Annotated in this window: 10 protein-coding genes; 5 read left to right on the plus strand and 5 right to left on the minus strand. The window is 48.4% G+C overall.

Going from position 1 to position 11892, the window contains the following annotated elements:
• Positions 1-8: 8 nt before the first annotated feature.
• Positions 9-3248, minus strand: a complete 3240-nt coding sequence (locus KK083_RS01375; protein WP_254159874.1) for a SusC/RagA family TonB-linked outer membrane protein — start codon at positions 3246-3248, stop codon at positions 9-11.
• A 245-nt stretch (positions 3249-3493) separates the two neighbouring features.
• Between KK083_RS01375 and KK083_RS01380 the strand changes: the two genes are divergently transcribed.
• Entirely contained in the window at positions 3494-4255 is a 762-nt protein-coding gene (locus KK083_RS01380; RefSeq protein ID WP_254159886.1) for a DeoR/GlpR family DNA-binding transcription regulator, read from the plus strand.
• A 155-nt stretch (positions 4256-4410) separates the two neighbouring features.
• Positions 4411-6831, plus strand: coding sequence for an ABC transporter permease (locus KK083_RS01385; RefSeq protein ID WP_254159888.1), 2421 nt, complete (start codon positions 4411-4413; stop codon positions 6829-6831).
• A 13-nt stretch (positions 6832-6844) separates the two neighbouring features.
• On the opposite strand, the gene KK083_RS01390 is transcribed toward KK083_RS01385, so the two are convergent.
• Genes KK083_RS01390 through KK083_RS01400 form a run of 3 tightly spaced genes read right to left on the minus strand, consistent with a single transcriptional unit; the run spans position 6845 to position 8241 of the window.
• The gene (locus tag KK083_RS01390; RefSeq protein WP_254159891.1) at positions 6845-7393 is read right to left on the minus strand and encodes a DUF726 domain-containing protein; all 549 of its coding nucleotides are present in this window, start codon (positions 7391-7393) and stop codon (positions 6845-6847) included.
• A 47-nt stretch (positions 7394-7440) separates the two neighbouring features.
• Positions 7441-7680 carry a YgjV family protein gene (locus KK083_RS01395; RefSeq protein WP_254159898.1) on the minus strand — a complete coding sequence of 80 codons (240 nt, stop codon included), beginning with the start codon at positions 7678-7680 and terminating at the stop codon, positions 7441-7443.
• A gap of 30 nt (positions 7681-7710) precedes the next feature.
• Positions 7711-8241, minus strand: coding sequence for a GNAT family N-acetyltransferase (locus KK083_RS01400; RefSeq protein ID WP_254159905.1), 531 nt, complete (start codon positions 8239-8241; stop codon positions 7711-7713).
• 120 nt (positions 8242-8361) lie between these two features.
• Here KK083_RS01400 and KK083_RS01405 point away from each other — a divergent pair, with 120 nt between their 5' ends.
• Together KK083_RS01405 and KK083_RS01410 are read left to right on the plus strand one after the other, a co-directional pair.
• Positions 8362-9255 carry a LysR family transcriptional regulator gene (locus tag KK083_RS01405; protein ID WP_254159909.1) on the plus strand — a complete coding sequence of 298 codons (894 nt, stop codon included), beginning with the start codon at positions 8362-8364 and terminating at the stop codon, positions 9253-9255.
• Positions 9256-9527: 272 nt separating this feature from the next.
• The gene (locus KK083_RS01410) at positions 9528-9890 is read left to right on the plus strand and encodes a DUF1987 domain-containing protein (RefSeq protein WP_254159911.1); all 363 of its coding nucleotides are present in this window, start codon (positions 9528-9530) and stop codon (positions 9888-9890) included.
• 130 nt (positions 9891-10020) lie between these two features.
• Here the strand turns inward: KK083_RS01410 and KK083_RS01415 are convergent, their stop codons facing one another.
• Positions 10021-10605, minus strand: coding sequence for an RNA polymerase sigma factor (locus KK083_RS01415; RefSeq protein ID WP_254159913.1), 585 nt, complete (start codon positions 10603-10605; stop codon positions 10021-10023).
• A 151-nt stretch (positions 10606-10756) separates the two neighbouring features.
• Here KK083_RS01415 and KK083_RS01420 point away from each other — a divergent pair, with 151 nt between their 5' ends.
• The gene (locus KK083_RS01420; RefSeq protein WP_254159916.1) at positions 10757-11785 is read left to right on the plus strand and encodes a FecR family protein; all 1029 of its coding nucleotides are present in this window, start codon (positions 10757-10759) and stop codon (positions 11783-11785) included.
• The last annotated feature ends 107 nt before the right edge of the window (positions 11786-11892 follow it).

Below are 11892 nucleotides of genomic sequence, written 5' to 3' on the forward strand. Positions count from 1 at the left end.
GCTGTTAATTAGAATGTGACATTGATTCCCAGTGTGTATGTTTTCAGCATCGGGTACGACATGCCGTTTCCGGCGCCGGCGTTCATCTCCGGATCCGAGCCTTCTATCACTTCCGGATCCAGGTTCCTGGTGACCTTGAACATAGGAGAGTAGGTCCAGAGATTCTGGCCACTGAGGAAAACCTTCGCGTTGGAGACACCGATCCTCGAGATCAGCGATGCCGGCAGCGAGTATCCGATGGTCAGACTCTTCAGGCGTACGTAAGCAACGTTCTGCAGGTATTTGGATTGCGGCTCGGTAAGCTCAGCACGTGCGTTCAGTGCTGTGTATCCTCTTAACCTCGGGAAATAAGCATTGGGATTTTCTTCAGACCACATGTTGTTCACCACATCTTCAGGATGCCAGCTGTACGGCCTGTTGTAAGGTCCCCAGAAAAGTGCGTCATCCGCTCCCGGCCAGAAGTCTCTCTTGCCTACACCCTGGAAAAATGCCGAGATGAAGAAGCTGTTCCAGTCGGCATTGGCGTTGAAGCTGAACAGGTAACGCGGCGTGGTGTTGCCGATCACCTGACGGTCGCCGGGATCATCCAGCGTGCCCTTGCCCATGTTGATGAAGCCATCGCCATTCAGGTCTTTGAATTTGATGTCGCCGGGCATCGGTGTGTTGGCGGCAGATACGCGAATATAGCTTTGGTCGATTCCGCGGCTGGCGATATCCGCGTCGTCGATATAGTAGCCTTCGTTCACCAATCCCCAGACATCGCCGAGGCGCATGCCTTTGTAGTAGGTGTTATCGATGATGCCGAGCGGGTTGTTGAATTTGGTGATGTACGAGACATTGTCTGAGATGATAAAGCGCAGGTCGTAACCGAACGGTTTGGTTCCCTGGATCTGGTCGCGCCATGCCAGCGAGAGCTCCCAACCTTTGGTCTTCATATCGGCGTAATTTCCCTTGGGCACGGAGGCCCCGAATACGGAGGGCAACGGCAAGCCTACGGTGAACATATCGGTGGTGTATCGCGTGTAAACGTCGAACGACGCGGTCAGGTGGTTGTCAAAAAAGCCAATGTCCGCACCGATGTTCCGTGTAGTCGCTTTTTCCCAGGTGAGGCCCGCGGGAACCACACCCGGTTTCTGCGTATAGTCGGCACGTATACCGTTGATCACCATCGGCAGCTGATTCACCGCCATGGTTTCGGCATACTGGTAAGGGGAGATGTTTCCGTTGCCCAGGCTTCCGTATGACGCCCTGATCTTCAGCTCGGGCACCACATTCTTGGCGAATGACCAGAACGACTCGTCAGACACACGCCATCCCGCGGAAGCGGAAGGGAAGAAGCCGAACTGCTGATCCTGCGGAAACTTGGATGATCCATCGTATCTGCCGTTGATCTCCAGCAGGTACTTTTCGGCATAGTTGTAGTTCAGGCGGAAGAATCCACCCAGCACGGTCCACTGGTTTCCACCGCCCCGCATGATGTAGTTCACACCGTTCATCAGCGAGAAGTCGGGTAATTGCGGGTTCAGTAAACCGTCGCGCTGAATGAAACGGCTCGACAGCTGTGAATTCTCATAGTTGTAACCCACCAGGGCCTTCGCATTGTGCTTGCCGAACTTTTCTTCGTACTCGGCAAAAATGTTGGTGGCGAGGTACTGGGTTTTGTCGTCCTGCTCGTTCATCTTGTTTTCGCCACGCTCAAGCATCACGCCGGGCACCTTGCTGTAGGGAACAGGCGTGTACAAACGGGTCTCGGTATCCGTCAGCTTCCTGAATGTATAGTCGCCGGAGATCCGGAGCTTCTTGTCGAAGAACGTGGCGTTGAAGCGTGATGTGTTCCTGATCTGAAGCCTGATCAGGTCTGAATGGTTGTTGCCGGAAATGAAACTTCCGAAAACGATCGCCGCATTCTCCGTCAGGGTGCCATCGGGATTCCTGAGCATGGCAATGGGAAATGCTTCGTCCGAGATCCTTCTCCACACCGGAGTGTTGGAAGGGTGGTTCAGCATCGGGAAAAAGTAAGACATCTGTGAGAACGTAAGATCGTTTTCGATCTTCAGCCATGATGTGGCCTGCACGGAGCCATTAGCCCTGAGGTTATACATCTTATAGTTGTCAGGGTTGTAACGGAAGATGCCTTTCTGAGACATATACCGGCCCGAGATCAGGTAATTGACCTTGTTGCTGCTGCCTGAAATGCTCAGTGCGTGCTCCATGGTAGGGTTGCGGTCGGCATACAGTTCCTTCAGCCAGTCTGTGTTTCCATAATAAACATATTCACCGGTAGCGGGATTGATATCCGTGAGGGGGAGCGAAGGGTCTTGCTGCCTTCTTTGAAGCTCGTCCAGGTACTCGAGTGAAAAAGGGAACACACTGTTGGCCTTCTGAGGATGGGCCTTGTAGTCGTTCCAGGAATAGTAAGCGTCATCGAACATCTTAGCCCAGGCGTATCCGTCGGTGACGAGCTTGGGCTTGACGGTTCTGTCGTTCATGGAATAGCTGGCCGAATAGTTGATCTGTGTCCGGTCCTGCTGCGGCCTCTTGGTGGTGATGAGCACTACACCAAAGCTGCCCCGGGCGCCATAGATCGCGGCTGACGCGGCGTCTTTTAATACCGAGACACTCTCCACATCATTCGGGTTCACCAGGTTGGGATCACCCGGAACACCGTCGATCAGCACCAATGCGCTTCCTCCCGCGCCGATCGAGGTTGCACCCCGCACGTTGTATTCAGCGCTGCGGGTAGGCTTACCGTCGGTCATGCGGATGTTCAGGTTCGGGATCACACCTTGCAATCCGCGCGTGAGGTTTGTCAGGGGACGATTTTCCAGAACCTCTGAGCCTACCTGGTCAACGGCACCCGTAAGGTTGATCTTCTTCTGTGTACCGTAGCCAACCACTACCACTTCTTCGAGCGTGGTAATATCCGGCTGAAGCACCACACTCATTTCTCCGGCATCAGGAACAGCAGCCTCTTTCGTGGCCATACCTATAAAGGAGAAGATGAGTGTAGATCCGTGAGGGACCGTTAACGCGAACCGGCCATCGGCATCGGTAGTGGTGCCTTGGCTGGCATTTCCTTGCTTAAGGAGTACGCTGACCCCGGGAAGGGACTGACCGGTGTCATCCAGGACAACGCCTGTAACTGTTCTTTCGCCGGCCTGCTGGGAAAAAGCCAGCTGACAGGATAGGAGCATTGTTAAAATGAGGTAGGAGAGCTTACCTCCGAAAACGACGTAGAGTTTTTGCATAGTGTTTCTTTTAGTTCAAACCATTGGACTAAACGGGCTAGGGTGTTTAATTTCCTTTCTATTAGTAAAGAATATTAAACATTTTGAAAGTATATTTAAATGTAATTAAACATTTTGAAACTCAAAACTAAATCGTTTGAAATTGATTGGATACGTGATAAAACCACAGAAAACGCATTTTTCTTTAAAATAAGGTTACAAATACTTTCAAATTATTTAATTTAGGCCACCTTAATATTGTCAAAATGAATATTACTGAAAGGCACGAGCTGATCTTAAAGAAATTAAAAGAAGACGGGCACGTCAGCATTCCGGAGCTAAGCGACCTTATTAAGGTATCAGGCGTTACGATAAGAAAAGACCTGAAGCTGCTGGAGGACAAAAATTTGCTCTTCCGGACACGCGGCGGTGGCTCTATTAATAATCCTTATGCGAATGAGCGGTCCATCAATGAAAAGGAGCTGATCAACGCCGGTGAAAAGCAAAGGATCGCAAAAGCCGCCCTGTCGATCATCGATCATAACGACTCTATTATGATAGGCTCCGGCACAACCGTATTTGAGCTGGCGCGATGTCTTTATCCGACCAGCCACCTTACCGTGATCACACCTGCCACCAAAGTAACGCTGGAGCTTTGTAACAGGCCCAACGTGGAAGTGCTGCAGCTCGGCGGGATCGTGCGCCAGAATTCCTCATCAGTAGCAGGTTCTTATGCAGAGCGTATCCTCGAGGAAATCTCCTGCGGCATTTTGTTCCTGGGGGTAGACGGCATCGACCTCGATTTCGGATTTTCCATCACCAACCTCGCCGAAGCCAGCCTCAACCAGAAAATGATCAACTCTGCCCGGGCAGTAGCGGTACTGGCCGATAGCACCAAGCTGGGCAGGAGAGGCCTCGGTAAAGTATGCGACTTCGACCAGGTTCAGTACCTCGTCACCGACGACAAAGTTCCTGCTGCCACGGTGGAGATACTCGAAGAAAAAGGGCTGAAGGTGATCATTGCTTAAGCGTTCCTGTAAACATTTGCATTGTATCAGATTCAAACCGAAGTGTGTATCAATAACGTTACATCTCAAAATCCATAAGTGCTTCGATTTTAAGCTATATTGCTGATTGTCAGTATAATGTACAAAATGGTACAACGTTTGAATGATGCCGGGCTATGATTCGCAATTATCTTCTCCTTGCTTTCCGCAATTTTGCCCGGAACAAGAATTATACACTGCTCAACATCTTGGGCCTGTCAGTAGGGATCACATCGTGTATCATCCTCTTTTTACTGATCCTGCACGAATCGAGCTTCGATAAATTCCATCACCAGTATGACAGGATCTATCGTGTGGTTCGCGAAGACAAGAGCGCCTCGGGCATTGTGCACGAAGCAGTGACGCCGTATCCGTTTGGTGCTGCGTTCCGCCAGGACTTCACGGATATTCCGCTGGCCACTCAATTTCATTACCAGGACGAAGGTTATATCGCCATTCGCGACGAGAAGCACCGGGTAGAAGAAACCCTCTTCGCCGACTCACTCTTTTTCGACGTTTTTGATTTCGAGGTTCTATCCGGAAATCCCAGGAAAGATCTCGCAGAACCCAACAAGGCTTTTCTCACAACATCGCTGGCTACAAAATTGAACATTGGCGTCGGTGACAAATTCAAGCTCAACAACAAGATCGACCTGGAAGTAGTAGGTCTGCTGCAAGATCCGCCACCCAATTCACACATCCATTTCACCATGATGGTGTCGCTGCCATCGTTCACGAAAGAATTCTTCGGCTGGCCCGTTGACAGGTGGGGGCTTAACTCTGCCGGATTCAGCTACATTGTGTTGCCTGAAAAAATATCCGTCGACCAGGTAAATTCCCGCTTTAAGGATTTTGTAAAGAAGTACTACGACCCGGAGGAAGCGGAACGTAATACCTATCTTCTTCAACCACTTTCTGAGACACACTTCGATACGCGCTACAGGGTAACCCCGGGATCAGCGGCGAATGTAGAGATCACCGACCTTATCGTATTGGGTGTGCTGGCTTCGTTCATTCTGATCATTGCGTGCATCAACTTTATCAACCTGGCTACCGCCCTCGCGGTAAAAAAATCAAAGGAGATCGGGATCAGAAAAACGTTGGGCGCCAAACGCGGTCAGCTCACCATGTATTTTCTGAGCGAGACATTTTTGCTCATCATCGCTACGGTGATCATTTCCCTTTGTCTCGTGGAGTGGATCCTTCCGTGGCTGCGTGGATTCCTGGAGAAGGACATTCAGTTCAACCTTTTTTCGAACCCGTCGCTATTGCTGTTCCTGGTTGCGCTGATTATCGTTGCCACGCTTCTGTCAGGCTTCTATCCCGCGGTAATTTTGTCGGGTTTTGACCCGGTAGCCGTGTTGAAGAACAAGATCACCGTGAAGGGAAGCTCCGGGGCGTTTGTAAGACGAATGCTGGTGATCTTTCAGTTTGTCATTGCCCAAATGATGATCGTTGGAATGCTCATCGTAACGGATCAAATGAATTTTTTCCATTCGGCGCCGCTCGGATTCGCTACGGAAGCCATCGTCAACGTTCCACTGCCCGACAACGACCCGGAGTTACTCAACAATTTCCGCACACGGCTTGAATCGAACCCGGCGATCAAGCATGTTTCCTTTGCCGTGGGAGCACCAACTTCCGACGCCAACATCGGTACAGGATTCTTCCTGATGGAGAAAGGACCAGACGAGAACTATGGCGTATCTGTCAAGACCGTCGATGTTCATTACAAAGATACTTATGGGATCAAGCTACTCGCGGGCCGGTGGTTCAACGAAAGTGAAGAAAAAGCGGCGATGGACACAACTTTAAAAAATGATGTTCGCTACTCCGTTGTCATTAATGAAGCAGCAGCGAAAACGCTTGGTTTCTTTTCGGCAGAAGAAGCCCTTGATAAACGCGTTCATATTGGACTGAATGATATTGCAGCACCGATCGTTGGCGTTGCTGAAGATTTTCACATCACTTCTCTCCGCAGCAAGATCGACCCGGTTGTCATGATCATATATCCCGGATTGTACTACGACGCTGGTATCGCTATCGAGTCCACAAAGATGCCTGAGACCATCGACCACATTAAGAAGACATGGACAGAGCTCTTTCCGGGAGACTATTTTGACTATGAGTTCCTGGATAAGCACCTGGAGAATCTCTATCGGGCAGAAAAACGGCAGCTGATATTGTTCAGGGTTTTCTCCGGCATCTCCATCTTCATCGGATGCCTCGGGTTGCTCGGCCTGGTTTCATTTATGGCGAATCAAAAGCTCAAAGAGATCGGCGTGCGAAAAGTTTTTGGCGCATCCGTGCCCAGCATCCTGATGATCTTTTCTGTGGAGTTTGTGCGCCTGGTGTTCATTGCATTCGCGATCGCTGCGCCTTTATCTTATTTTCTGATGGATAAATGGCTGCAGAATTTTGAATACCACATCGCCATCCACTGGAGTGTCTTTCTCGCCGGCCTGATCGTTACCACCTTGATTGCACTAATAACGGTGGGATATCGCTCCATCAGGGCGGGCATGGCGAACCCGATAGAATCCCTGAGAGCGGAGTAGTTGTAGGAAAGCACTATTTCATTGATTTAATATCGTTAGCCACCATGGTAAGATCGTTATTGAATTGATGTCCGCCAACCGCCATGTCGCGGAACGATGCCCAGGGAAGGTGCTGCTGATAGATGCTGAAGTGTGAGAACGGTACTTCCTGGTCATCACGACAGTGATACAGGTACAACGGTATTTTCTGGTCGAGATGTTTTGCAAAGCCGGGCTGCAATTTGAAGGGCTCAACCCAGTCTTCATTTTTATTCCAGAACGGTGTGCCTAAAAGAAAAATGCCGGCAATCTTCCTTTTGATCTTCATTTCTGTGAGGCACACCAGCAACATGGAAGCTCCCAGCGAATGGCCTACTAAAATCACATTGTCTTCGGTCGCGGAAATTTCGTGGCTGATCTGTTTGCGTCTCCCCATGTCAGGTGTTCCATCGTTGGGCAGCAACGGGTAGTGAATGGAATACCCCGTGCCCAATTTTAGTTTAAGCGAGGCTACAAGTTTTGCGTCTGCATCATAGTCCTCTTCAGATCCGCCGCCGTGAAAGAATATCAAATGTTTTGTCATAACGTTGTGATTACGATTTTAAAATTAGTTTCCTGGTAAGTAGTGACTCATCCCATCTTTTTGACCGGTGTAATTTGCCTGGGATGCTTCAGCCTGTAGATACTCACGGCATGAATGACTACGGCAACAAAGCTTCCGGTTATAATGGGAGGGGAGCTGATCAGAAAACCATATACGATGTAAATGGAATTTGCCACCAGCGATAAGCTTCTCAGGGTGAGAAGATCTTTCATGGCCATGGAGGTCAGGTTCAGGGTAAGCGCTAAAAAACCTAAGGCATTTGTCATTGGATAATATTTAAGGGTTCATCAATTTCATTAACTGATCTTGTTGTTGCTGGCATAGGCTAACAACATGATATAGCAGGGGCTGAGATGCGTTTCGGTAAGCTGAAAGTCATCTTTGGCAACAATGCGAAAACCGAATTTTTCGTAGAAGGCAATTGCTGTTGTATTCCCGACCCACACCACCAGCCACATTCCGTTTTGCCCGTTGGCTTTCGAGTAGTCGATATTATGACTTAAGAGCTCGGCGCCGAGCTTAAGCCCGTGAAAAGAATCCAGTAAATAGATCTGATCCATTTTTGAGATACGATCAGGTTCAATGGCTGGATGTTTTATGGTAAGCTCCATTTTGGAAAACCCGGCAACCGTATCGTTATGCATGATGATGTGGTAGATGTTCACAGGATCCGCCAGTTCCTTTTCAATCGCCTCCAAACTATAAACTTTCTTCATGTAGGCAGCCAGCTGATTTGCCGGCGCGCTATGCTGGTGCGATGCATAAAAAGTTTCAGCACCCAGTTCGCTGAGCACGCTTGCATGTTGTATTGACGCTTTGATAATCATTTGCCGCCGGTATTATTTTAATTTTTCAACCGTTGTCTTTCGATACCTAAATCACGCTAAATTGTACGATAACAAAAAATACTTAATTTGCATTGATCAATAACAAAAACGCATCGATGGATGAGCACGGATCAGTTAAAGAATTTCCTTGCCGTAGCTGAAGTATTGAATTTTCATAAGGCAAGTGAGAGCATGTACATAGCACAGCCAGCTTTGAGCCGCCAGATAAAGAACCTGGAGGATGAAGTAGGCGCTGAGTTGTTCGACCGAACCAAAAAACAGATCAGGCTTACCGCCGCGGGTGTGTTCTTTAAAAATGAGGTCGCTCGGATTCTGAAGAATCTGGATCAGGCCCGGAAAAAGGCCGGCCAGATACACCGGGGGGAAGCGGGAGAGATCATGATCGGCCACGTGAGCTCGGCGATGTACTCCGTATTGCCTTATTTTTTAAAGACGATCAAAACATCGTACCCTCATCTGAAGATCGGACTTTTAGAGAACTCGTGCCACCTGACATTTACCAGGATCCTGGATGGCGAGCTTCACTTTGGAATTTTGCCAAATGAAGTCGGGCCCGATGGCATTGGGTCTGCAATGTTGTATAAAGAAAATTTTGTAGTTGTAATGCCCAGGAGCTTGAAAGTAAACCTGAAAAAGAATACCGACCTGAAGCTGCTGGCCAATGCGGATTGGATCTTGCCAGCCCGCGAAGATGGCCCGCAGTACAATGATCTGTTGAATGGACTTTTTCAAAAAAGTGGATTTACACCCAGGGTGGTTTTTGAATCGCCCAATGCATCTACAAACCTGAGAATGGTGAGCGAAGGCCTTGGCGTCACCATCATTGCAAAGTCAGCGGTGAAAGGTGTGAACCTGAACATAAAATATTTCGAGCTTATTGATAGCCCTGCAAAAGTTGAGATGCGATTTATCTGGTCGAAAGAGCGGGAAGAAGAATTGAAAGAATACATCGAGCTTTTTCTAAAGATCTTTAGAGAAACAAGAGCTACTTAAGTTGGAGAAGTTTAGAAATGCATTTCCCGCAGATTGCGCAGATGATCGCAGATTCATTCAAAATTTTCTGCGTAAATCCGCGAGATCTGCGGGACACAAGGGAACCCAACCACAGAGTAAATCTACCGGTTACCGGAACACGAATCGCTAAGCAAACTCATTATCAGATAATTACAACCAGACGGGCAACTGCCTGATTGACTGCAATAGATCAGCGCTGTTACTTTGTGGTATCGTCCCGAATATTTGTTCTGGCTCAAAACAAAATTACTATGAACATTCTATTCCTCGAGGCCACGCAAGACACGCCCAAGATCATGCTGAATAAGCGCGACGGAATTTTCGAGCTCGCCGGCCGGTCAATACTGGAAGATGCCAGCTCGTTTTACGATGATGTGGTGGAGTGGCTCAACAACTATGCCCAACAACCCAACCCATCTACGGTCTTCACCTTCAAGCTCAGCTACTTCAACTCGTCTTCCTCCAAGGTGATCTACAACATGCTGAATGTATTGAAAGATATCAAAGGCGCGCAGGTAGAGTGGTGCTATCACAGAGATGATCACGACATTCTCGAAGCAGGGCAGGAGTTTGAGGAAGAGCTCGAGATGGCCTTCAATTACAAGCAGCTCTAAAACACCACGCTGATTGTCCCAGATTTTGAAATGTACTAATCTGCGTTCATCTGCGGAAGAGCTTTACCGCGAAATTAAATTAGTGTTATTTTTTTGCCCCTGGATCAGTAAGGGGGAGACGGAAGATCTTTCAGAGGAACAGGTAGCAGCAGATGACCACTGAGATGATATAATCTTTCAAATGAAGCTTCAGCTCCTTTGTTGATTTGGTCAGGTGATATTGGATCGCTTTTTCCGAAAGGTTCAGGATGTTGGCGATCTCCTGAACAGAACGCCCTTCTATACGATTTAACATGAACACGGTCTTCGATTTTTCAGGAAGCAGCTCCAGCTTTTCCTCGATGGCCACCACCAGCTCATTGAATGAAACATCCTGCTCGGTGGTGCATGCCTGTTGGGGAATAAAGTTCTTATAATAGTCCCAATGCTTTTTCCGCACAAGCTGCGATTCGATCACGTCCAGCGCTCTGTTCCTTGCGGCCATGGTCAGATAAGAGAGCAGGTTGTTAACGGTAAGGGCCGCCCGCTTGTCCCACAGCGCAATAAATAAGCCCTGCACGATCTCCTGCGTTACTTCCCTGGACCGCACCAGTGAATAGGCCGTTCCATACACTTTCGACCAGTAGCGATTGAAAATTTCTTCAAAAGCCTTTTCGTTGTCGTTACGAATGGCTTCCAATAATTCCTGCTCACTATAAGAGACGTACTGTGACAATTGGGCTTGATTGCGTGGTAACTGTACTCTATTGGGTTCTTAATACAAGTTTAGGAGAAAGTGTTTAAAAAACAATAACGTTTGCGAGATCCGTAGAATAAAGTTCTTTTTGGTTTAGGCAAAGATCCCTGGCGCCCGTCTTACACTATATATGGAGCAAAAAGATTTTCTCGTTATTTTAAAAAAATACCGAAACGGCACCGCCACGCCTGATGAAAAAAAACTGGTTGATGAATGGTGCATGGCCATGGAAGCGGCCAACCCAGTTCATATTCCGGAGGATAGTGAATTGAAGCAAGAGGACTGGTCGAACGTAGCGCAGCACATTCGGAATACAAACAGGTTAAAAAAGAGTGGCCGGACCAGGCTTCTTTGGTATTCAACAGGAATCGCCGCCTCTTTGCTGATAGGCTGTGCCGCCTACTTTCTTGTTGTTGATCGTCAGCAGACTGAGATCATCGCATCCGCAGATGTTGAAAGCAGCGTACCATCCGATCTGAAACGGGTGGTGAACACGCAGAATACCGCGCACGTCGCAGTTCTGCCCGATGGCAGTGAAGTAACCCTTGCGCCGGCGAGTGAGCTGAGATTTTCAAAGTCTTTCGACGGATCACAGAGAGAAGTTTATCTTGAAGGTGAAGCGTTCTTTAAAGTGTCACACGATGCAACGCGTCCCTTCCTCGTCTACGCCAGCCAGGTAGTGACTAAAGTTCTGGGCACAAGTTTCACTGTAAAAGCTTTTAAGGAAGAAAAGAACATCACCGTTGCCGTGCGAACAGGCAAAGTGTCGGTTTATACGCATCGTGATCGCGAGGTAAAAAATGCCGACGGGCCAGCGGGAATTATATTAACACCCAATCAGCAGGTTGTATACAATAAAAAAGAGAATACGATCGCGCGTATGATCGTCGACTCTCCCCAGCGGATCATACCTGACGAAGAAGTTAAGCGGATGCGTCTCGAGGAGGCAACGGTCAGTGAAATACTGGCGGCGATCGAAAAGGTGTATGGAGTCGATATTGTGTATGACGATCAGGTATTTGCGTCATGCATTTTAACAACCTCCATTTATGATGGAGACTTATACAACAGGCTGGAGGCTATTTGTGGCGCTATTGATGCAACCTTCCAGGTGGAGGAGGATAGGATCGTGGTCACTGGCCCTGGGTGTAAAAATTGATGGCGGCTTTGTTTCACCAAACTAATGTGCCTATGATAAATTCTACATAACCACTTCAACAAAGAAGCCGATGATGGATCAGATCACCGGCCCTTTAATCTGCTGCC

This window comes from Chryseosolibacter histidinae (genome assembly GCF_018598225.1).
Taxonomy (GTDB): domain Bacteria; phylum Bacteroidota; class Bacteroidia; order Cytophagales; family Cyclobacteriaceae; genus Chryseosolibacter; species Chryseosolibacter histidini.

Excerpts from the sequence above, each read along its gene's own strand:
- KK083_RS01375 (WP_254159874.1), bottom strand. The coding sequence starts at position 3,248 with ATGCAAAAACTCTACGTCGTTTTCGGAGGTAAGCTCTCCTACCTCATT.
- KK083_RS01380 (WP_254159886.1), top strand. The coding sequence starts at position 3,494 with ATGAATATTACTGAAAGGCACGAGCTGATCTTAAAGAAATTAAAAGAA.
- KK083_RS01385 (WP_254159888.1), top strand. The coding sequence starts at position 4,411 with ATGATTCGCAATTATCTTCTCCTTGCTTTCCGCAATTTTGCCCGGAAC.
- KK083_RS01390 (WP_254159891.1), bottom strand. The coding sequence starts at position 7,393 with ATGACAAAACATTTGATATTCTTTCACGGCGGCGGATCTGAAGAGGAC.
- KK083_RS01395 (WP_254159898.1), bottom strand. The coding sequence starts at position 7,680 with ATGACAAATGCCTTAGGTTTTTTAGCGCTTACCCTGAACCTGACCTCC.
- KK083_RS01400 (WP_254159905.1), bottom strand. The coding sequence starts at position 8,241 with ATGATTATCAAAGCGTCAATACAACATGCAAGCGTGCTCAGCGAACTG.
- KK083_RS01405 (WP_254159909.1), top strand. The coding sequence starts at position 8,362 with ATGAGCACGGATCAGTTAAAGAATTTCCTTGCCGTAGCTGAAGTATTG.
- KK083_RS01410 (WP_254159911.1), top strand. The coding sequence starts at position 9,528 with ATGAACATTCTATTCCTCGAGGCCACGCAAGACACGCCCAAGATCATG.
- KK083_RS01420 (WP_254159916.1), top strand. The coding sequence starts at position 10,757 with ATGGAGCAAAAAGATTTTCTCGTTATTTTAAAAAAATACCGAAACGGC.